Annotated in this window: 23 protein-coding genes; 11 read left to right on the top strand and 12 right to left on the bottom strand. The window is 46.8% G+C overall.

Annotated features, from left to right (window positions below; translation table 11 throughout):
- Positions 1-21: 21 nt before the first annotated feature.
- The 4 genes from L6442_RS06715 (at position 22) to L6442_RS33240 (ending at position 3,911) form a co-directional block, all read left to right on the top strand.
- Positions 22-621 (top strand): TetR/AcrR family transcriptional regulator, encoded by a 600-nt coding sequence (locus L6442_RS06715; RefSeq protein WP_212977488.1) that lies wholly within the window; start codon positions 22-24, stop codon positions 619-621.
- Positions 622-808: 187 nt separating this feature from the next.
- Positions 809-1,402 carry a TetR/AcrR family transcriptional regulator gene (locus tag L6442_RS06710; protein ID WP_212977487.1) on the top strand — a complete coding sequence of 198 codons (594 nt, stop codon included), beginning with the start codon at positions 809-811 and terminating at the stop codon, positions 1,400-1,402.
- 70 nt (positions 1,403-1,472) lie between these two features.
- Positions 1,473-3,443, top strand: a complete 1,971-nt coding sequence (locus L6442_RS06705; RefSeq protein ID WP_212977486.1) for an alpha/beta fold hydrolase — start codon at positions 1,473-1,475, stop codon at positions 3,441-3,443.
- Positions 3,444-3,494: 51 nt separating this feature from the next.
- A complete protein-coding gene (locus L6442_RS33240; RefSeq protein WP_237100253.1) occupies positions 3,495-3,911 on the top strand; it encodes a hypothetical protein in 417 nt (138 codons plus the stop codon).
- 408 nt (positions 3,912-4,319) lie between these two features.
- Here the strand turns inward: L6442_RS33240 and rnhA are convergent, their stop codons facing one another.
- The 3 genes from rnhA to L6442_RS06685 form a co-directional block, all read right to left on the bottom strand.
- Positions 4,320-4,985 carry a ribonuclease H gene (gene rnhA, locus L6442_RS06695; RefSeq protein ID WP_212977483.1) on the bottom strand — a complete coding sequence of 222 codons (666 nt, stop codon included), beginning with the start codon at positions 4,983-4,985 and terminating at the stop codon, positions 4,320-4,322.
- 173 nt (positions 4,986-5,158) lie between these two features.
- Positions 5,159-5,626: an acyl-CoA thioesterase gene (locus L6442_RS06690; RefSeq protein WP_194234897.1), complete on the bottom strand. Its 468-nt coding sequence runs from the start codon at positions 5,624-5,626 to the stop codon at positions 5,159-5,161.
- Positions 5,627-5,905: 279 nt separating this feature from the next.
- On the bottom strand, positions 5,906-6,706 hold the full coding sequence (locus L6442_RS06685) for an AraC family transcriptional regulator (RefSeq protein ID WP_212977482.1): 801 nt from the start codon (positions 6,704-6,706) through the stop codon (positions 5,906-5,908).
- A 288-nt stretch (positions 6,707-6,994) separates the two neighbouring features.
- On the opposite strand from L6442_RS06685, the gene L6442_RS06680 reads away from it, so the two are divergent.
- A complete protein-coding gene (locus L6442_RS06680) occupies positions 6,995-7,771 on the top strand; it encodes an ABC transporter ATP-binding protein (RefSeq protein WP_212977481.1) in 777 nt (258 codons plus the stop codon).
- 116 nt (positions 7,772-7,887) lie between these two features.
- Positions 7,888-9,027, top strand: a complete 1,140-nt coding sequence (locus L6442_RS06675) for a phosphodiester glycosidase family protein (protein ID WP_212977480.1) — start codon at positions 7,888-7,890, stop codon at positions 9,025-9,027.
- A 161-nt stretch (positions 9,028-9,188) separates the two neighbouring features.
- On the opposite strand, the gene L6442_RS06670 is transcribed toward L6442_RS06675, so the two are convergent.
- Entirely contained in the window at positions 9,189-10,382 is a 1,194-nt protein-coding gene (locus L6442_RS06670; protein WP_212977479.1) for a Gfo/Idh/MocA family protein, read from the bottom strand.
- Between the two features lie 179 nt (positions 10,383-10,561).
- Between L6442_RS06670 and L6442_RS06665 the strand changes: the two genes are divergently transcribed.
- Complete coding sequence (locus L6442_RS06665; protein WP_212977478.1) at positions 10,562-11,146, top strand: hypothetical protein; 585 nt, start codon at positions 10,562-10,564, stop codon at positions 11,144-11,146.
- Positions 11,147-11,545: 399 nt separating this feature from the next.
- On the top strand, positions 11,546-11,938 hold the full coding sequence (locus tag L6442_RS06660) for a YmaF family protein (protein ID WP_212977477.1): 393 nt from the start codon (positions 11,546-11,548) through the stop codon (positions 11,936-11,938).
- A gap of 347 nt (positions 11,939-12,285) precedes the next feature.
- On the opposite strand, the gene L6442_RS06655 is transcribed toward L6442_RS06660, so the two are convergent.
- The 3 genes from L6442_RS06655 to L6442_RS06645 form a co-directional block, all read right to left on the bottom strand.
- Positions 12,286-12,906 (bottom strand): DL-endopeptidase inhibitor IseA family protein, encoded by a 621-nt coding sequence (locus L6442_RS06655; protein ID WP_212977476.1) that lies wholly within the window; start codon positions 12,904-12,906, stop codon positions 12,286-12,288.
- Between the two features lie 132 nt (positions 12,907-13,038).
- On the bottom strand, positions 13,039-14,427 hold the full coding sequence (locus tag L6442_RS06650) for an MFS transporter (protein WP_212977475.1): 1,389 nt from the start codon (positions 14,425-14,427) through the stop codon (positions 13,039-13,041).
- 17 nt (positions 14,428-14,444) lie between these two features.
- Complete coding sequence (locus tag L6442_RS06645; RefSeq protein WP_212977474.1) at positions 14,445-14,657, bottom strand: hypothetical protein; 213 nt, start codon at positions 14,655-14,657, stop codon at positions 14,445-14,447.
- Positions 14,658-15,311: 654 nt separating this feature from the next.
- Here L6442_RS06645 and L6442_RS06640 point away from each other — a divergent pair.
- Positions 15,312-15,824, top strand: a complete 513-nt coding sequence (locus L6442_RS06640; protein WP_212977473.1) for a DUF3231 family protein — start codon at positions 15,312-15,314, stop codon at positions 15,822-15,824.
- Between the two features lie 74 nt (positions 15,825-15,898).
- On the opposite strand, the gene L6442_RS06635 is transcribed toward L6442_RS06640, so the two are convergent.
- On the bottom strand, positions 15,899-16,048 hold the full coding sequence (locus tag L6442_RS06635; protein ID WP_212977472.1) for a hypothetical protein: 150 nt from the start codon (positions 16,046-16,048) through the stop codon (positions 15,899-15,901).
- On the bottom strand, positions 16,026-16,619 hold the full coding sequence (locus tag L6442_RS06630) for a C39 family peptidase (protein ID WP_212977471.1): 594 nt from the start codon (positions 16,617-16,619) through the stop codon (positions 16,026-16,028). Before L6442_RS06630 ends, L6442_RS06635 begins: the two co-directional genes overlap by 23 nt.
- A 658-nt stretch (positions 16,620-17,277) precedes the next feature.
- On the opposite strand from L6442_RS06630, the gene L6442_RS06625 reads away from it, so the two are divergent.
- The gene (locus L6442_RS06625) at positions 17,278-17,463 is read left to right on the top strand and encodes a hypothetical protein (RefSeq protein ID WP_212977470.1); all 186 of its coding nucleotides are present in this window, start codon (positions 17,278-17,280) and stop codon (positions 17,461-17,463) included.
- A gap of 223 nt (positions 17,464-17,686) precedes the next feature.
- Here the strand turns inward: L6442_RS06625 and L6442_RS06620 are convergent, their stop codons facing one another.
- Positions 17,687-17,803 (bottom strand): sporulation protein YjcZ, encoded by a 117-nt coding sequence (locus tag L6442_RS06620; RefSeq protein ID WP_194234911.1) that lies wholly within the window; start codon positions 17,801-17,803, stop codon positions 17,687-17,689.
- A gap of 958 nt (positions 17,804-18,761) precedes the next feature.
- On the opposite strand from L6442_RS06620, the gene L6442_RS06615 reads away from it, so the two are divergent.
- Complete coding sequence (locus L6442_RS06615) at positions 18,762-19,004, top strand: hypothetical protein (RefSeq protein ID WP_212977469.1); 243 nt, start codon at positions 18,762-18,764, stop codon at positions 19,002-19,004.
- Positions 19,005-19,066: 62 nt separating this feature from the next.
- Here the strand turns inward: L6442_RS06615 and L6442_RS06610 are convergent, their stop codons facing one another.
- Both L6442_RS06610 and L6442_RS06605 read right to left on the bottom strand, forming a co-directional pair.
- Positions 19,067-19,726, bottom strand: coding sequence for a hypothetical protein (locus L6442_RS06610; protein WP_212977468.1), 660 nt, complete (start codon positions 19,724-19,726; stop codon positions 19,067-19,069).
- Between the two features lie 9 nt (positions 19,727-19,735).
- A complete protein-coding gene (locus L6442_RS06605) occupies positions 19,736-20,437 on the bottom strand; it encodes a hypothetical protein (protein ID WP_212977467.1) in 702 nt (233 codons plus the stop codon).
- Between the last annotated feature and the right edge of the window lie 10 nt (positions 20,438-20,447).

Here is a 20,447-nt window from a genome sequence, read left to right as displayed (position 1 = left end):
TTCATAAAGGAGAACGTAGACATGAACAAAGGGGAATTAACGAAACAACGGATTATCGAGGAAGCAAGAGCGTTGTTTTCACGGGAAGGGTATACGGCGGCGAAAACCAGCGCAATCGCCAAAGCTTGCGGCATATCGGAAGCCGCAATGTACAAATATTTCGGCAGCAAAAAAGAGTTGCTCGAAGCCAGCGTCGTGATCGACTTTGCGGCAGAACCGAAAGCTGCGGCCGACTTCACTAAACACAGCAATGACGAATTGATTGAATATTACATAAACCGGTTGATTACGACCATCCAAAATAACCTGGAACAGTTCAACATTCTGTTTACCGAATCACTGCATCATCCGGAGCTGTCGGATTACTTTGACCAGTCCGTATACCGTAAAAGCCCCGAAGTACAGGAAATGCAGAAGCGGATTGAAGCCGGCGCGATGAACCCGGTCGCGGATATCTTCCTGTTTGAACTAGGAGTCACGGCCAGCATCTGGTCCATTCTGCATTATGACCGCATGAAGCTGGGGCGGGAAGACGGAAAATCGGAGCAATTCCGCAAAGAAATCGTTCGTTTCATCCAATACGGAGTCATTGGGGCAAGCAGCCAGGAAGCGCCGCGGTAGCGGTAAGCATCCGGGCTGCTTTTACTTTCGGCAGTTTTTCAGATCTCTCAGCCTTTTCAAAAGTATATCTTTCCGTTTTCAAATGTGAGAGGAATCGCTCTATGGATCTTATTTGTCGCAGCAGCTCCCCTGGCGGGAATGACTTTCCGATTTGACAATTACATTGTAGTACTATATAGTTCTAGTTATGAAAAACAAAACTAATTTTACGGCATCCAACCGGGAACATGTCACTGAAGTGGCGGCCCGTCTGTTTCTCAGCAGGGGTTACGGCTATACCAGCATGGATGATGTAATGCGGGAAAGCCAGGTATCGAAATCAAATATTTATTATCATTTCAAAAGCAAGGAGGAACTGCTGCTCTCTGTCGTCGAATTCTGGATCGCCTCTTATGAGTCCATCCTTTTTCAACTGCTGGGCCAGGATCAGCTGACTGTCGAGGAACGCATTTTTGCCTTTTTGGACCGGCTGATAACCGGCGTCGCTGAGCGGGATTGCCAGGGAGCATGCCCTTTTATCACGCTTTATCTTCAAAGTCCCGTGAACGCTGATCAGGTGAAGCACCGAATCGCGCGATTTTTTACCGAGATGCATCCTTTGGTCAGAAAATTATTTGAGCAGGGCGTGCGCTCCCGGGAATTCCGATCCAATCTCGACCCGGATGCCGCTGCCCGGCTGTTCGTCGCTTCGCTGGAAGGCTCGCTTGTGCTCGCGGAAACCATGCGTGATGCGAAGGTGATTCGGGAGACAGCCCGCCAATTTTGTCAAATGCTTCATTGAAAAATGAAGCTTTTTTTTAAACCTAACTAGTACTATTGAGTACTAGATATATTAAATCGGAGGTGTCCGTTTGGATACATTTTTTATTACGGGAAGCACGGGGTTCATCGGGAAGGAATTGTTAAAGCATCTGGCCATAGGGCAAGAGCGGCTGCTTCTGCTTGTTCGGAATCTGGAAAAGACACGTGATATTCTGAAACAAAGCGGGCTCGGACAAAGGCAGAATATCTATCTGCTGCAGGGGGATCTCGGTAAACCGGGGCTTGGCCTTTCGGACGCCGATTACCGCCTTGCTCAGGAATCCGACGTCATCGTTCATGCCGGGGGAACCATGGACATTACGCTATCCGGCGCTTCCGCCACACAGACCTTTCTTGAAGGCGCCGGGCATGTAGGAAAGCTCGCTGAAGACATTCATCGCAGCAAAGGCCTCCGCCATATGGTACATGTCGTTGGCTATATGAGTCCATTCCGGGACGACAACGTTGACCTGCAGGCGAACGTGCGGCAAATGGAAACCTTCATGTCCAAGGACGGAGCATACGAACGGATGAAATTTCTCGCGGATTTGTACCTCCGCCAACAGGCGAATCAGGTCGGTTACCCGTTGTCGGTCGTGAACCCGGCTACAGTCATCGGGGCATTTCCCGCAGGGGTCACAGAACAGCTCGGCGGACTCGGCGTGTTGGTGCATGCCGTCCGGCGCGGCCTGATGCCCGTCATTCCGGGAGGACCCGGTTACTGGGTTCCATTCGTTGCCAATGATATTTTGGCGCGCGTAATCGTCCATTTGGCACGAAGCGGCCAGCCGGCATCCGAAACCTATACTTTACTCGGCCGGAAGCAGCAGGAACCCGATATGAAAGAGCTCCTTACTTTGATTGCAGCAACGCTGGGCCGAAGGGCTCCGTTTTTCTCCGCCCCACTGCCACTCATTACCAGGGTGCTGCGTGCCGGCATCGGCAAATGGGCGGGGATTCCCGCCGAATCTTTGGCCTTTGTCACCAACCGGAACTTCGATCATGGGTCTGCTTTGGAGCTGCTGCACGAAATGGGGACGGCGGCGGAAAACCCGGAAGCTTCCATTCTTGGGCAGCCCGGCCTTAACGCTCCGGATATCGTTAATCCACCGATCATCGCTGCATCATCGACACGGGATCTGCTCCCATATGCTGTCGCCGACCTGGATTACAGGTTTACCTATCGACCGTCTGCAGAGCCTGCCGGCTGGAATCGGGACCGCAAGGGAAATCTCGCCGTAATGATCAAGGAAGGTACGGGAAATCCATGGGTGCTGATTCATGGTTGGCTTAGCGGTGCAGACGACCTGATCCCGCTGGCAGAGCAGCTTCACATGATGACCGGCAGGCCTGTCTGGCTTCCTGATCTTCCAGGATTTGGACGCTCTCCAATGTGGAAAATGGATATTTCCTATCAGGAATACGTGGACGAAATCTGCAGACTGCTCGATGATTCTCCGTCAGCTGTTCATTTGGCCGGACACTCCTTCGGATCGGTTGTGGCAGCGGAGGCGGCTAAACGCATGCCCCATGCCGTAGAGAAGCTCACGCTTTTGCAGCCCCTACTTCACCGTCCCCATTCAGGGATATTTAGACGCATGACGAGCCGTTTTCCGCGTTTAAGCCGGCATTTGCTGTCTGCAATGCCGGCGGGATGGCTTTCGCGGACTCTGCTTCGCGAAGGAGTCTTCTCCAGCCCGCAGGGTATCCCGGATACCTATGTGACCCACCTGCAAACGGGAATGTCTTCACCAAGGATTGCGGCAGCCAATGCCAATATGCTGCGGGTGCTGGAGCACGAACTGCCGTTCATCAAACCCGAAGATTTATCCGTGGCGCCTGTTCAAATTCTGTGGGGCGAATTGGATCAAGTTTATTCCCTGCCGGGTACCTTTTCGGCATTGGATGTTCATGTTCTGCAAAGCGGGCATCATTTCCCGCTCGAAAACCCGGCGGAGTGCGCACGCTTAATGAATGCGGCGCGATTGCTTGACGCTCATGCCGCCGAGAACACGGCATAATACGGTTTCCGCGTAGCCGCGGATATGTAACTATAAACAGCAAAAAGAGTCATGCCCGGAGTCAGATGGACGGATCCGAACGGGCATGACTCTTTTAATATGATCATTCTCCGTACCGGGCCCATGCGAAAAACAACGCCTACAGCCGGCCATGCCTACGAATACGATATTGCCCGGGCGTCATGCCGATCCGTTCCCGAAATAACCTTCCAAAAAAACTGGCGCTCTGTATGCCCACTCGTTCCGCAATCTCCTGCACGGACAATGCCGTCTGTTCCAGCAGCGCTGCCGCAACCCACGCTGCGCACGTCCCTGCAGTCCCAAGGCATCGTCACCCTGCAGAAGCAGGCATCAAAAACCCGCTACGTGCAGCATACCTTGTATGTTTCACCGGTGAAGCGGGGGAGCGGCATCGAGATTATTGAAGACATTTTGCCTGTATACCAGATATCCGTGTTGATCATGTGATCAGGAAAATGTTGCGAAAGTGCATCCTTTTCAGGCATTTTATAGCGTGAATGGCAAAATTGTTGCGAAAGTGCATCCTTTCGACCATGAATCGTCTGTTTATGCCTATAAGCTGGGCAAAAGTTGCACTTTTGCAAGCTTTCTAGCCATCATTGCCTGGAACGCTAAAATAGATGCACTTTTGCAACTTTTTAGATGGAACAGCCAGTCAGCCAGTCATTTTTGTATGTAGGATTTTGCTAAAACCAAAAAGCAAATTCAAGAATCCAATTCATAATGCCACTGTTCAAATCCCCGTAATACATTATGAAATGGATTCAATGTGCATCCTTTCCAGGGGGAATCTTCTTATTTGGTTAAAACGGCCGGAGGGAAAGCCTGCACATTTCAGGCTTTCCCTCCGGCATCCTATTTCCGCCCAAAATCCGCTTTGATTTCTCCCCACTTCTCCGTATTCCATTTCAGGATTTTATTCTCGTATTTATTGTTTTGCAGCCATTCCACCGCCCGGTCGGTCAGCTCCCAAATTTTGCGCGTGGATTCGTTTCTAACAAGCGTCGTTGCCGGCTTTTTATTCCGGACCCAAGCGAGAGCGGTTTTGGAATCGGTATAAATCGTTTTGTCGCTGCCCAGTTTCTTCAGATAGGCCAAGCCGTGCACGATAGCGATAAACTCTCCCAAATTATTCGTGCCGTTTTCGATCGGTCCGACATAAAACAAAATTTCCCCGGTTCTCGTATCTACGCCTTTATACTCCACCGGGCCGGGATTGCCGCGGGTGCCGACGTCGACGGAGATGCTGTCATAAATAATTTCCCCCTCGTCCGCTGCCGCCAAGCCAGGTTTCCCGGAAAACTTGCCTGCTCCAGCTCCTTTGGAGGAGGAGGCCGATTTGCCCTGTCCCCAGTTTCCTTTCCAGCCGCCCTTGTATGCCGCTTCGGCTTCTGTGCGGGATTCATAGGATTTATATTTTGCGTCCTTATAGCCGCTCACCTGTGCCTGGCATTCCGCCCAAGACGCGTAGATCCCCGGCTTTTTCCCTTCCCAGACCACATAAAATTTGGATTTAGCCATATGTAATAACTCCCATTATAATTTAATGTTTTCTCGCGTTTTCCCGCTCACTCTTAGATTTTCAATATACTGATGAGCATCTCTCTTCGAAAGCAGAAATTCGCCCCTAGTATCTTCTCACAAAAAAACACCTGCCGCAAACAGGTGCTTTTACCGGACTGTCTTTAAACAATTTAAGATTTGGCTAACCCTTCCTTTTCAAATGCAGCGATCACCACGCGTACCTCGTCCGGAATCGGCGTGCTTTTTCCGCTGGCCTGATCAATGAGCACAACCGCTCCGCGTCCGGCTGCCTTCAGCCGGTTCTCCACCACGACGGCATATTCCACATCAAGCGACGATCTTCCGATCGACGCGACCCGCACATGAAGCTGAACTTTATCGCTGCGGTACATTTGGGCCAAATATTGGCATTCAAGATCCGCAACGACGGCTACTTTTTCGCCGCCAAACATGGCATCAAACAATCCGAGATTTTCAAAATATTCAATACGCCCCTGCTCAAAATACATAAAATAGCTCACATTATTCACATGTCCCAGCATGTCGGTCTCGCAATAACGCACTTTAATCGGAATGGAAAAATGGAACTTTTGCAGCCAGCTTTCAGCATCGGGTTGAATGAAGCTTTCTTTTTTCATCGCTCTTTTGTCCCCCTCTTTTTATATCCCGCTTCTTTTGAATACCGCAAAGGTGTCTCTTCTTCCAAAACAGGTTTTCATTCTGCCTTATTCGCGCTGAAAATTCGTTTTCCCTGCATGAAGATTTGTCCAAGGTTTCCCTTGATCATTCGTAAATGCTCCGAAAAAACCGCTGCTCTTTAGTAAGTAAGTATAAAATTTTGCCGGAGGGTTGTTTGACGCTTCGACTCGATGGCTCTCATCTGTGGATGCGTCATCGTCGATAGTACGACTTGCTTGTTACCCGCGCCTAAACTCGCCCGGCGTCATGCCAGCCATTTTCAGGAAGATGCGGTGAAACTGGCTCACGCTGGAAAAACCGAGACTGCAGCTGATATCCGCTACCGAAACGGAGGTATTCCTAAGTTTTGCCTTCGCGTCCCCTACCCTTAACCTTAGCAGATATTGATAGGGAGTGACACCTATGCATTTGCGGAATGTCCGCATGAAATGATAGCGGCTTTGCCCCGCAATTGCAGCCAGATCCTCGATCGAAACGGCTTCCGTATAATATTCATGCATGTATTCCAGAACCTGATTAAGATGAACGTCCCGAACAAGTCCGCCCCTGAAATCGGCCCGGCTTCCGGACCCATGTGAACCGGACAGCGTGTTTCGCAAATAATCCAGCACGCGCATTTCCGTCTCCTGTGCGGCAAGCGGCGCGATGCTTTCGGCAAACATCAACTCCGAGGTCCACTCCCGGAATCTCCGGGACAGCTCGTGCGGGTTCATCCGCTGCTTTTCGGTAAATTCCGTACAAGCTCCAGGTTCGCCCACCAACTGCAGCGCATCCTCCCGGAATTTAATAATAATGACGCTGGCTGCCGTATCCAGGTGCAGAAAATGCTCCGTCCCCGGGTGCTGGATCAGCCCCTGATCCCCGCAAAGCTGGTATGGTTTATTTTCCATCGTAAAATGGCAGATTCCCTGAATCGGAACCGTAACCTGATACCAATGCCCATGGTTATGGGGTTGATTGGAGAACCGGTCGGCACCTTTAAAAAGCTCTATGCGGTCTGTACGTATACACATTTCCATCTTGGCTTCACCTGATGACATTATAGCAAAAAATGCTTTTCAAGCCAGCACTTATCGCGACGACACCACCCTTTCCGGAAATGTAACATATATGAAAATAAACTCTTTCGGGCCGCGTCAACAATCACTTTTGGCACGGAATTCCGCCCTCTAAAATGCAGCTTGCTTTCGGAACATGCAGCCAAAAACGCTCATGTCCGGGGAAAACTGGCATTGACAGCGCGGGGATTTGTTTTAACATGTGAAAAACAGCGTTTTTATTACAATGGATCAGGAGAGGAAGCGGATATGATCATCGATATCGAACACATCACTTGGCGAAGCGGAGAACTTACACTCATGGAGGATGTCAACTGGCAGGTTAAACCCGGCGAACATTGGGCGCTGCTCGGGCTTAACGGCTCTGGTAAAACTACGTTATTAAACATCGTCAACGGCTATATCTGGCCATCGGAAGGTTCCGTCCGGGTGCTTGGGCACCTGTTCGGCGAGGTGGACCTGCGCGAGCTGCGCAAATCGATCGGCTGGGTAAGCAACTCGTTTCAGGAACGGCTGTATGCATCGGACCGCACGCAGCATATTGTCATCAGCGGCAAACATGCCACCATCGGCCTCTACGACAAAACCAGCGACGAAGATTACGAGCGCGCACGCGAGCTTATGGCAACACTTCGCTGCGCTCATTTATGGGACCGCGAATACCGGACCTGCTCACAGGGAGAGAAGCAAAAACTGCTGATTGCCCGCGCATTGATGGCGGACCCCCGCATTTTGATTTTGGATGAGCCTTGCAACGGCCTCGATATTTTCTCGAGAGAACGCCTGCTCGAAAGTATTGCGGAACTGGTGAGTCAGCCGAATGCCCCGACTTTGATCTATGTAACGCATCACACGGAGGAAATCCTACCGGTCTTCAGCCATGTGCTGCTGATGAGACGCGGCGAAGCGGTTGGAAGCGGAAAAACCGAAGATATTTTGACCGCGGAGAATCTGAGTCGATTTTTCGAATCGCCCGTCGTGGTCGACAAACACGGTGAACGATTTTACATTCGGGTGTCTGAATAGTTCCTTGGAATTAAAACAAGCGACATAAGTCCCATTTAGATATTCAACAAAAGGCTGATTTTTCCGATATATAAACATACAGAAATAAATCATACAAAGGGGAATCTCAGCCAAAAATGTTTAAAAAATCGATCGCCTTATTATTGCTTGCATTTACCTGCTTGATGCCTGCCGCCTCCGCGGCGGCGCCGCCGAAAAACATCGTAATTATGGATGCCAAAAGCAGCCATGCCTTTGTACCCGTTCGTTTTTTGAAAGATTTTGACGGCACGCAGGTACAGTGGAATGAAGCGGCCAAACAAATTGACGTCATATATCAGGACGTGTGTCTCTCCATGACCCTCGGACAAAAAAAGGCCGGCGTAAATGACCGTTCCGTCCTTCTGCAGGATGCGCCCTTTAGGCATAACGGAGCCGTTTATATCCCGCTTCAACCGATCATTCAACAATTTGGCTACCGGCTGGAATGGCATAAAGAAAGCGATGCCGTCCAAATTGCCGCGGGCAGCTCCTCATCGGTACTTCCTGTCATCCATCGGACTGCGGGACAGTCGGATTCCAAACCGGTCATCAGCGAAAAGAAATCTTTTAAAGTGGGAGGACGTTACTTTAACGTTCAAATGGTTACGGTCTCCCTCATGAATCCAAAAGTGCAAATGGATGTGGTGCTTGCAGGCAATACGCCTGGACAAGTCGAAGACCTGAGCAGCATCGCCAAACGAAGCGGTGCCGCCGTAGCGATTAACGGGACTTTTTTCGATGCTTATACATCAGGCAGCTACAAAGCTCCCTATGGTTATATCCTGAGCCAAGGCGCCGTTAAAATGGCGAGCTCCGGCGATCAGCGGGTCATTTTTACATATGACAAAAACAATCTCGTCCGTTTGATTGCAGGTTCCGAGTTTCAGCAGCAATATGAGCAAGGATTCATTGAAGGCGGGCTGCAGGCCGGGCCGCGGCTATTGGTTGACGGCAAAGTATCGCTGAACGTGAAGAAGGAAGGCTTCAAAGATCCGAAAATTTTGACAGGCGGCGGCGCACGCAGCGCTCTGGGCATTACCAAAGACCATAAGCTCATTCTGCTGACCACGGGCGGAGCAACGATCCCGCAGCTGGCCGAAATCATGCGGCAGGCGGGAGCCTATCAAGCGATGAACCTGGATGGAGGCGCGTCGAGCGGGTTATATTATAACGGGAAATATTTGACCGCTCCGGGACGCAAAATAAGCAACGCCCTTGTCATTAAAGTCCAATAAGAATCGGAACCAGACCGCGTTTAAAGGAAAGGCTGAACCGTATGTCATCCATCGGATGCTGCCGGTCCAGCCTTATTGCATGTTATTTATCTTTAACTTGGGATAATATCAGCATTCCTTTTTTGCTTATTGTCAACATACGAAAAAAACTCGCTAACCGATTAACGGGTGATCCATTTGCCGTTCGTAAAGTCAGGAATCGCAACCGGATGCCCTCCCAAAGCGATCGATTCTTCCGACAGCGTGGAAATGCACATCCATGTGGCCATATCATACACATCCAGCGGCGTATTGGTTCCTTTTCTTACGCAATCAAAGAAATCGGCGAATACCAGCCAATCCATGCCGCCATGTCCGCCTTTGACGCCTTCCTGCATAAATTTTTTCCAAACCGGATGGTCATATTGCTCTCTGAACTGCTCCACATTGCCCCACTGCTCTTTCCAGTCGAAGTGGAGTTCGTCATGCGTGCCGTCCATAAAAATGGATTGGTTCTCCTCGATGTACATGCCTTTGGTTCCGCGTACGGTGAAACCACGGGAATAGTAACGCGGCAGCGTTGTATCCAGCGTGATCGTGATCGTTTCGCCATGCGCACATTTGATGATGGTTGTAACGATATCGCCCTGCATAAATTCGGTTTGCATCAGTTCGGTGTCGTTGCTTTTTTGGTTGCGGATATACTCCTGCATTCCTTTTGATTTGGAAGCCATTGAGACCAGCGAAACCATCCGGTTGCCGTGGTTAATATTCAGGACGCGGGCAATCGGTCCGATCTCATGGGTCGGATAGTTTTCACAGTTGCGGTGAATGTAATTGTCCAGGCGGTAATGGCGGTTTTCCCTTCCGTAAGCAATCTCGTCCCGCAAATCATGATGATAGCCGCCTGCGCAATGCACAATCTCCCCGAACAAGCCCTGCTTGACCATATTCAGAACCATCATTTCGTCCCGGCCGTAACAGCAGTTTTCCATGATCATGACCGGCACACGGGTGCGTTCATAAGTTTCAACCAGTCTCCAGCATTCCTGTACGGAATAAGCCCCGCCTACCTCACAGGCAGTATAAATGCCGGCTTCCATCGCCGCAATAGCCACTTCCGCATGGTCTGCCCAAGACGCGCCAATGACCACGGCATCGATATTTTTAAGCGCTAACAATTCGCGGTAATCCAATGTCGCAAACGGACGGGCTATGCCCGTTTCCGCCACAGCACCCGCCGCTTCATCGCAGCGGTCTTCGTACTTATCGCAAACAGCAACGACCTCAACATCTTTCATATGTAAAATAACGCCCTTTAACAGCCCCATACCGCGGGCACCAAGACCTATCATACCTACTCTGATTTTGTCCATCTTTGCAGCCTCCTAGGAAATAATAGCTTTTATTCTGATAATCTCCTGTTACCGCGTGTATGTCAATATCAATCTTTTTACCTCATAAACATCTTTTAATATTCTATAGAAGAAATATATTCCATATGGTATATTAAAAGATTGTGAGAGTATTAAAACATAGCAAAGGAAGGTTCATCATGCGAAAATGGCTAACATTATGTCTTATCATTTGTTTACTTCTGCCAACAACGGTGGTTTCCGCCAAAACAAACCAATCGGCAGCGAAAACATATGCCTCTCTTCATCTCGGTAGTGAAGCAAGCAAGCTGCCTATGAAACTGCCGAACGGCCTGGTTGTCGATAAAGAAGACAAAGATGGTTTCGGCTACCTGCCTGTCATCAAGTTGAATGGAAAAACCGTCTGGCGGGAAGCGGATGAAAGTTGGATCAATACAGGCGGCACCATCCAATTTACCGTGACATCCGGCGGGGATACATATTTGTTTTATAAATCGGGAGCTTCAGGGGGCAGCGGAATCGATCTGGTCGGCGTAAATAAGAATGGCAAGGTTATTCTCAAAAAGAAATTCGGCGGCGTCGGCACAGAAGCCAAATTCCTTTCCGCCAGCACCCTCCAGGTTTCGATTGAACGCGAAAATAAAAAGTGGAATCCGGAGCGCGATCCCAACGCGGCTAGACATTCCGGGATTTACGACGTAACCGTGTATCAATTATCCGCCAAAGGTTTGGCAAAACAAAAGCAATTCGTAAAGAAAGCATAACATAAGCTTCGCAGCGAGCAGCCGTTTTGATGCTATCAGTCAGAAAAAACGGCTGCTTTTCTTTTTCGGCGGGAACAAAATATCTCTACTTAACCTGATACTGATGTAGCTGTTTGGATTTCCTCTATTTCATGAAACCTATCTACGATGATATTTTATCTGCAGTGTATAAGCTGTCGAGACTCTCTCGGCAGTTATTTTTAATATATCACTTCCGGGGGTCCCCGCAAAGTAATCGGAATAAGCTTCGAAGTCGACACGTCACTTTGTGGGGTTATTTTATGTTCATTTAATTCATTGGCATATTGAAACAAGCAATTGCAATATGTTGGTATCAATGTCGGTTGAATTGGTTTTTCAGCCAACGAATAAACATTGAGCATTGGAGGTTGTTTATCATTGGAGATCCCAATAACGGGTTTTGTTGTTCATTCTAATGATTCGGAGTCGGGGCATTCCCATGTTCTTTTTATTACTTCTTGGGACGGCAAACCCGTAACAAGAACCCATGTTCATCCCATTGCGGGGAAGACATCAATAGATGTGGGGCACTTCCACCATTACGCCGGAAAAACGGAGCCTGCCCCAAGCGGTGTCCCGCATGTCCACAATTACCATGTAAAAACCTCGTTTGATGACCAACATGATCACATTGTCAAAGGAACGACTGGCCCCGCGATTCCTTTACCAAGTGGAGGCCACTATCATTACTTCGAAGGTTGTACGACAATAAACGGAAGAATTCCGCACTCACATCGATTTGGCGGAAAAACTGGAGATGAGGAATGTTAACGAATAAATATGGGTAAAAGAATAAAATATTTCAAACCTCCCTATGACCCAAAAATATGTATTTTAACCAATCTATTTATCCATTGCGATTTTACTAAATGCTCATAGTATGTATTAATCCTATTTGAAAGGGGTATTTACAATATGAGCGAAGTTGCTGGAACCAGCTATGGATATAGTGGTCGTAATATTTTTACGATTCTCGTACTTTTCATTCTGCTTGTCATCGTTGCAAAAACCTGGGGATGTTAAACATCATTAAATAACGAAAAGCAAAAACCCTGTTAGCATAACGCAAGCAGGGTCTTTGCTTATTTTATTTCCAATTTCCAAGCGAATAACGCTAATTAAAAGATAACATGTGGAGCAGTATCTACTCGCCAGTAATCACCAATTTTCTCAAACTTCACAGTGATATATTTAGGACCCTGTTTATGTTCCGAATAAGGGACACAGAGCTTATATACCCGTTGCGTCTCTGTCATGGTCAGCATTTTGGCGGTAGCCTTGTTATATTCAAGAATATTACCTTTGTCTGCATTAAGCTGAGCTAAACGCCCATCATGGATGATGAAATATTTGTCTACGAAGTAAGCAGCCGCTTTTTCGGTATATGCTTGCTTCAAGTAATCCATCAACTTTGCGCGAGTTCCGATATCATCAGATAAATAACGGTATTGCCGGCCATTTAATTCGAAACCTTTATCTGTCCCTTTTCCGCCGCTCATTGCATAAAAATACCTTTTCTCAGCTTCAGTAACTAATGGTGCAACACTGGTGTTGTTCAGCTTGGTGATGGCAGTCGGATCGGTAACAACAACTTTCTCTACCGTTTGGGCAGGCAATTGTACTTGTTTATCTCCTTTTCCGGCAACAGTTGCTGCAGCTGCGCCAGCAGTAGATGACAATACGCTCAACACCAAAACCCCTGTTGTTACTGTGAAACTTAACCTCTGACTTAATTTCATAATGTTATCGCCTCCACCATTTATACGAAAAGCGACGGAGAAAGTTGCAATACCGGAGTATATATTTACCATCGATCCTCATTTTGAGGCATCGGTATGTCGGCAAAAACCCTTAAAGAAGCACTGACCATCTTAAAAACCCGATGATTGTCGGGACTTCTCTTTATATTTCATGGTTCGTACACACCCTAGCTGGAACAGGGCGGCAATACCTGCCGCAAACAGGATCAGGGCAGATCCAAGGAAGATGTATCTTGTGCTGATCAACGTTTGCAAATATCCGGATAGAGATAAGGAAATCAACATGGCAAGCAGCGGGGCCGTTTCCAGTACAGAACCTACGCGGCCGATTAATTTTTCCGGAACCTCTAGCTGAAACAGAGTCGTGATCGATATGTTCAGCAGTGTCACCCCGAGCCCGATTAGTAAACGGCTTGCGAACATGATGTACTCATTCCAGCTAAGCGCCAAGACGATAATGCCGATAACCATGATGCCAACACTCCAGATGGTCAGCCAATGATATGCTTTCAATTTTTTGCTGACACTGCCGGCAATCAAAGCTCCAATCAGCATTCCAGCCCCTTGAACGCTGTTCCCCCAAGCAACATATTGTTCGGATAGTCCAATTTCATTCACAACCAGGAAAATGTTCAAAAGATTGATGGCGCCGATGCCGAGACTCATGATGCACAGCAGGGAAAAAATGGCCTGCACGATACTGTTTTGCCACCCGAAACGTATTCCTTCCGTGAATTCCTTCCAGAATACTGCCGGTGTAAACGTCGAATTTTGCACGGCCGGCCGCGAATTAGGCACAGCCATAACGAGCAGCAGGCAAGCCCCCGCCAAAAAGAGAATGCCGTCGGCGGTAAAGGATAGCTCCGCACCAAGCACTTGATATATAAGCGCTCCCAGGATGGGGCCTGCCAGCGTCAAGGAAGTCTGTGTCGTTCTGCTAAGGCTATTGGCGGCCATCAAGCTGTCCTTGGGAACGAGATTGACCAGCCCCTTACTCACCGCAGGTTGAAAAAACTGCTGCACAACAGAAGAAATGGCGATCAAACCAAGGACCATCCCGATCTGTCCAGAGATTATAAACGGGATCGCTGCCAACGACAGCAAAGCCCGCAGCAGGGTTGAGGCCAAAAGCACTTTTTTGTAAGCATAGCGGTCAACCCAAATGCCGGCAAACGGCCCGATCAATAGGGCAGGCACATACTCGGCCAGCAGAACCATGGACTGCATGAGCGGAGACTGGCTGCTCGCATGGAAAACCCAGAACAGGATAGCCCAGTTGCGGATGGCGTCCCCCAAATTGCTGAGCAGTTGGGTGCTCCACAGCAGCCGGTAGCCTTTGATTTTAAGAACCCCAAACATATCTTGCACCTCCAGCGGCCCATTTTTTTCTAATAAAATAATGCCATCGTCAGCAGGCTGAACAGCAGCGCGGATGCGAGATACCCAAGCATGAGATGATAACGCTCCCTGGCGGCTCAGGATATCCATGGATTTGAACATATGATCGATTTGCTCTACTAAAGCACCGGTGCTGGGTTATCCGGTACAATCCGCGCCATGCGGCGGATACCGTCCCGTATCGAGGTTAAGCTTCGATATGGCAGGCGCTGCGCCTCAATCCGAGACATGTCAATGCCTAGGCTGATCTGGCCCGCATTTATTGGCTGCAGGACAAGCGGCGCCGGGCCAGGACCGCCGAGTTGGAGGGAAGCCTGATTTTTCATACGCACTTATTAAGCTTTCAGGAAGAATTTAAATATTATTAAAAGATACCTAAACAATAAAGAAGAGGTTAAAAAACGCAACGGTATGTAAGTTTATGTATTAGGGGGTGGTTAACAACAAGCATGTGAAAGATTATTTTTTAAGAGAAGAAAGTAGCAGAAGGCATTTAAGCAGGTTATATAGGATAAGTTTATATTATATTCAAAATAATGCAAAGAACTTTTCTTTCCGTTCTATTCCTATATTGCTGCAAAATAAAAACAGCCCCTTCGGCCACTAAGCGACTGGACGGCCGCTTTATCAAGAATACGTGCCAAAAACATCAACTCCCTTATTTTTGATACTTCAGGATATGTAAGGGTTAAAGTGAATGATTGATCAAACATCTAAGATAATTAAATTTAAATCGGGTAGCACAGGGGGCGGCTAACCCTTACAGCACTCAACCACCTTACGTATCGTTCGGTATACGGCCGTTCATGAAATATTCAAGCAAGAAGTGATGTCTGTCCATCAGACTCTTTACTCCGTTAGATTGGTTAACTAATACCCAGTGAAGGGGCGGACGCCAAGGCACATGAACAACAAAATACATATTAATGGGTTACTTTGTAAATAATTTAATTTGAATCGAAAACACTTAAAGGAGAAATTAAACAGTGGGTATTTTAGACGGAAATCCAAAAGACGAGCCTATGCACTACGGGGAAGTTTTCAGTGTTTGGGAAGCTTCTAAAATGGCTAAAGGAACAGTTTCATGTTACCAAGCCTATCTCAACCATGCTGGGGACAAGGGTCTAAAAAAGATCCTCGAAGATTTGATAGACCAAGCAAAACTTGAAATTAAAGAGTGCGACACCCTTCTAACTGATAATGGTATTGCTCCTGCACCTATTTTGCCAGAAAGGCCAGACGCCAAATTAGAGGATATTCCCGTAGGCGCCAGATTTGCCGATCCGGAAATCGCAGCAAAAATAGCCGTAGAAACTGCGGCTGGACTTGTCGCCTGCAGTTCAGTTATTGGTCAATGCATCAGAGAAGACATTGGGGCATTGTTTCTCAAATACCATGCCACCAAAGCAGCAATCGGACTTCGGATACTCCAAATGAGTAAAGAAAAAGGTTGGCTGATCCCTCCACCCTTGCATGTGAGAAGACCCGAAGAAGAGTAATAAGAACAAAAAGGCCCATCCCGCATAATGGTGAGATGAGCCTTTTTGTACCGATTCTTTCGGATTTCACCGTATCATACCCTTTTTCCGGAATAAGGCAATGTGCGCCTGCCCTCTACCGTAAGCTGTGGATCTACGATCAAACCTTTCAGATCAGCCGACCCAAATTCCGAACCAAACCACTTCGGAGCTGGCACTAGCTTATTGTCTTCCTCCAGTTTCATCCTCATCCTCCTTGGTTTGATGTGAAAAAATCCAATATTGCTTTGCTTGCTTAACAAATACAATTTCCTTTGCCGATACCTTACCGTCATTCTTAATTCCCTGATCAATCAGACCATCTGTGCCATATTTGGTATTGCTGTGATTAGGGTCAAATACATTAATCCAAGTTTCTCCGTTCTTATTGGAGATTCCAACCAGCAGAATGTAGTGACCGTCACCTGTAAAGTTACCTTTGTCCATGGACGCGATAACGATCTTCCCATCACTGAGAGCTTTTTTTATCTCTCTAAGGCTGTCGGTCTGCTTACATGCAACACCATAGTTTTTAGCGATCGATACAAAGAAATCCCATGACGTGCCGGTATCAATTGTGCGGTAACCATTATTAAGCGCATAGGCAGCCGCTGTGGTGGGTAACACAGTTTGGCCGATCAGGGAACTGATGGCCATAGCTGCGCTTGTCGGTCCGCATGCAGATGTTCCGATAGTTTGCTTTTTGTCATTGCGAATGGAGTACATGACGTCCTTCCATCGTTTATCCTTTTGGCTAAAATATACGAGCTTACCCATCGCTACCACTCTTTCTTGCCTGTTTTACAAACTGGTTGCCGTATGCTGCAAACGCTCCGGCGAGTACCCCCTAAGAGATTCCGGACCGAATCCGGGTATCCATACAGTTACCACCATCGCAACAATCGTAATGAATCTACAATCGCCCAGTCAGGCACATATCATCCTCTCAAATATATTATTCTTCCATCCGGTCAATTTGCTTGTGCGTTTGCTTGGCAGGCTCTTCGACCCGTGTCATGCGCGTGGACAAATTATCCCCTCTTTGTCCCTGCATGCGTAAATTGAAAACGAAACAGGAAAGGTTGCGGCACAGGGGTTTCAAGAATTTTTTACAGTTGAGAGAGTGATGGGAATACTCAACATTTTGATTCAAAGTGCGAGCCCTCGGCTCGCGGATAAAGGTCATGTTGACGCGAGTCCTGTTTGAGTTCATTCATAGTTGCTGCACGGATGGTCGCACCCACGCTACCAGCTTGGAAGACTGATAATGCCCCTAGTCTATGGTGGTCAATCCCGGCAACAATCCTTATATATCAACGGTTTTTAGATTTTCTCCCGGTCTATGACGGTCAGACAAGACGCAAGTTTAGGAAAAAATCTGCCCCTTTTCTGCCCCTTTTGATTAAAAAGGGGCAGGCATTAAGGAGGAACATCATTGAAGTATGAGGATCTTAAACCTGGATTGCCTGTTCGTATTGCCCCTGATCATACAAGTGGGTACGGCGGCCGTGGAGGAATCGTGTTGGATGTCGGAACGTTCCATCTCATTCCAGAGCCTTGGTTGTGGGGCTTTGTGGACCATGTAATGATTGTAAGCTTCCCGATGTTCTGGGAGCATTAGCATTGATGATTCAAATAGCCCGTTCCCTTCTAACTTTTTCGCCATCTTTGGCGCCTCCTTGAATAGAAACATATGTTCTCTATTCAATATAAAAAAATTCCCACCCTACAGATACCGGATGGGAATTTTTTTATATCAAATGGATTTGAGAAATGAGCGAAGCCTGCTAAATTACAGGACTCGCTTCATTATATGCAGAGATGACTCAAATGTTTCAAGATAATTACCAACAGAATGTTTTCAAGATAATTACCAACAGAATGAACAGGACTAGGATCATTCCAATGTTCATATGATGATGATGGTGGAAACCATATGCTCCGGCTACAACTTCGCTCATCTATACCCCTCCTTAAATTAAAATACACTGTATCTTATGGTCTAATCAGGATTTGGTATGGGCATTACGGTAAAAAGTGGTATGGCTATAACTTGGTTTTTCATCATCCCTATCCTTTTGTCATGCAAAATAAAAAAGCCCAACTTTTCCTTCTATAGGATCACGGCGTATGAGTGATACTCTACCGGGGCGATCCTTGGAAGCTTCAGACGGGGTGAGCTGCTGGCCCTAGAGTAGCCTGATGTAGATCATGTGCGGTGCGCGATCTGGATCGAGAAGCAAACACTCTTGATGAAGAAGGAAACAAAATTGAGGGCGAGGTTAAGACAGAGGAATCTGGGGGCTGGGTGGCGATGCCAAAATGGTATATATGGACGAGCTTAAACGCTATGAGCGTGAGTGGAAAAAAGAAAGAATGTGCTGTAAAAATTGGCTCGGTGAAAATAAGCAATACATTTTCCACGGTGGCCAGGGTATTATGATTACCCTTCCACCCCGACATTGACCTGGAGCCGGTTACTTGCTTCCAACAAGCTGCCTCATGTGAAGCTCCACGGCCTTCGTTACACTAAGTGCGAGCCCTCGGCTCGCGGATAAAGGTCATGTTGACGCGCGTCCTGATTGAGTTTATTCATAGTTGCTGCACGGACGGTCGCACCCACGCTGCGTGGCTTCTCATCTCCACCCCTCTCCCATATAACAAAAAAACGCCCTTTTGGCGTTGTTGTTTGTTTTATATGGAGCGGGTGATGGGAATCGAACCCACGCTACCAGCTTGGAAGGCTGATAATGCCCCTATTCTATGGTGGTCAATCCCGGCAAAAATCCTTATATATCAACGGTTTTGAGATTTTGTCCTAGTCTATGACGGTCAGACAAGACGCAAGTTCAGGAAAAAATCTGCCCCTTTTTTGCCCCTTTTGCTTAAAAAGGGGCAGACATGGAGGAGGAATATCTTTTGAAGTATGAGGATCTTAAACCTGGATTACCTGTTCGTATTGCCCCTGATCATACAAGCGGGTACGGTGGCCGTGGTGGAATCGTATTGGATGTCGGAACGTTCCAGCTTTTCTCTGGTGAATACCGAACCGGTGCTTTGGTCGATATTGGAGAAATCGGTATGCTGGTCGTAGCAGCAGAGGACCTGGAGATTGTGGATATCTCTCCTCCTGATCTTGGCTGGGAAGAGTTCGATATATAATAGAAGAAAAAATCTCCGCCGTAAACAACCAGCGGAGATTTCCTTTATGATACTTACAGCAATTAGATGACATAAAGCATTTCAATAAACTCCAACGATTCATACTCTGTCAGGGGAGTGTAAAACAATAATGTTCCATCAACTGAAACTCTAAAAGTAACGGTCCTGTCTCCATGATCATATGTAACAATCACACCTGTTAATTGACCAGCTTGCAGCATATTACTATAATATTGAGTTCCATCAATATTTGAGCCCTTAAGCGATACACCAGTTACGGTCTCTATTTGGACGTTAAAACGAGCTCCTCGTACATCCGCTGATTCCGCAATAATTCCAAGTATATTAAATCGATGTTTTTCTAATTGCATAGGGAATCTGTTTTCGAATATTAATGCTGCTTTATGGGCGTCTTCCTTCCTACACATAGCCACCAATCTACGCTGTTCAGGATGAAGATAAATCTGGTATGTTTCTTGTTTAACAACCTGGTCAATCAATTCTCCTTTAACTCTTGCTCTAAAATCGAAAACTTCATCTGTGACGATCCTGTAATTTTTATAGCCAGCAGGAGAAGTTTCATTTGCAAAAATCCACGTTTCTAATGTTTCATCGAAGTTATTTACCCGCTGGGTATCGCTAAAATGTTGTCCTTCACGGACTATTTCATTAAGGTGAGCACCTTCTTGGGGTGTTACATCAAAAACACTTACGCTAAACACAAAATCACCTCATTTAAAAAGTAACGCCCTCTTGGCCGTTTCTTCCAGTATATCAAATGAAGTCTCATTTATGGATAGTTTTTCCTTGTATACCCGTAAATAATGTTGATTTCTGTCATTCCCATTATTTTTAGGAACAATAGCACTTATAGGAAAGAAGCATTCAAAATGTGTGACATTTTCTTTACCGAGTCTTTGTACCATTAAGCCATAAAAAGGGTTTTTTCCTAGCTTAAAATGGATATCTAAGCTATATATTGAACTTATTGGTTTAATTACCCGTTCAATTTCATTAAAAAGTTCTCGCAACTCCCGTAGAACTTCCTCTGCTCTTTTCAATGTTACATTTAACTGAGAAATCCTAATGAATACTGTTTTCGTTGAAAAATTACCATTATCAAAATCATCTTGAACCAAGATATTAAAAATACCGCACTCATACATTTTTTTATTAACCATGTTAACTGTTCTTTTATAATGTTCTTCTTTATAAACGGATCTTAATACATCTTCAAATTGTTGATAAAAACCAACAATATGTTCGGGCTGAAAATTAGCATTTATGGACCAAGTAGTATCGCGCCATTTTGAAATTTTTCTTACGAAAAAAAAATAATATTTCGGGTTTTTGGCATACAACCAAGTATGAAGCCCCCAAATTGCAGGGATATACATTATTACATACTTCACTACTTTCAATACTACGTCCATCTGCCATTCC

It is taken from the genome of Paenibacillus azoreducens, from assembly GCF_021654775.1.
GTDB lineage: Bacteria > Bacillota > Bacilli > Paenibacillales > Paenibacillaceae > Paenibacillus_AQ > Paenibacillus_AQ azoreducens.
This window is presented reverse-complemented; position numbering and strand designations above follow the sequence as displayed.

Bases quoted from the DNA above. Each gene is read 5' to 3' on its own strand.
- L6442_RS06715 (WP_212977488.1), top strand. From the start codon at position 22: ATGAACAAAGGGGAATTAACGAAACAACGGATTATCGAGGAAGCAAGA.
- L6442_RS06710 (WP_212977487.1), top strand. From the start codon at position 809: ATGAAAAACAAAACTAATTTTACGGCATCCAACCGGGAACATGTCACT.
- L6442_RS33240 (WP_237100253.1), top strand. From the start codon at position 3,495: ATGCCCGGAGTCAGATGGACGGATCCGAACGGGCATGACTCTTTTAAT.
- rnhA (WP_212977483.1), bottom strand. From the start codon at position 4,985: ATGGCTAAATCCAAATTTTATGTGGTCTGGGAAGGGAAAAAGCCGGGG.
- L6442_RS06690 (WP_194234897.1), bottom strand. From the start codon at position 5,626: ATGAAAAAAGAAAGCTTCATTCAACCCGATGCTGAAAGCTGGCTGCAA.
- L6442_RS06685 (WP_212977482.1), bottom strand. From the start codon at position 6,706: ATGGAAATGTGTATACGTACAGACCGCATAGAGCTTTTTAAAGGTGCC.
- L6442_RS06680 (WP_212977481.1), top strand. From the start codon at position 6,995: ATGATCATCGATATCGAACACATCACTTGGCGAAGCGGAGAACTTACA.
- L6442_RS06675 (WP_212977480.1), top strand. From the start codon at position 7,888: ATGTTTAAAAAATCGATCGCCTTATTATTGCTTGCATTTACCTGCTTG.
- L6442_RS06670 (WP_212977479.1), bottom strand. From the start codon at position 10,382: ATGGACAAAATCAGAGTAGGTATGATAGGTCTTGGTGCCCGCGGTATG.
- L6442_RS06665 (WP_212977478.1), top strand. From the start codon at position 10,562: ATGCGAAAATGGCTAACATTATGTCTTATCATTTGTTTACTTCTGCCA.
- L6442_RS06655 (WP_212977476.1), bottom strand. From the start codon at position 12,906: ATGAAATTAAGTCAGAGGTTAAGTTTCACAGTAACAACAGGGGTTTTG.
- L6442_RS06650 (WP_212977475.1), bottom strand. From the start codon at position 14,427: ATGTTCAAATCCATGGATATCCTGAGCCGCCAGGGAGCGTTATCATCT.
- L6442_RS06635 (WP_212977472.1), bottom strand. From the start codon at position 16,048: ATGAAACTGGAGGAAGACAATAAGCTAGTGCCAGCTCCGAAGTGGTTT.
- L6442_RS06630 (WP_212977471.1), bottom strand. From the start codon at position 16,619: ATGGGTAAGCTCGTATATTTTAGCCAAAAGGATAAACGATGGAAGGAC.
- L6442_RS06620 (WP_194234911.1), bottom strand. From the start codon at position 17,803: ATGAGCGAAGTTGTAGCCGGAGCATATGGTTTCCACCATCATCATCAT.
- L6442_RS06605 (WP_212977467.1), bottom strand. From the start codon at position 20,437: ATGGACGTAGTATTGAAAGTAGTGAAGTATGTAATAATGTATATCCCT.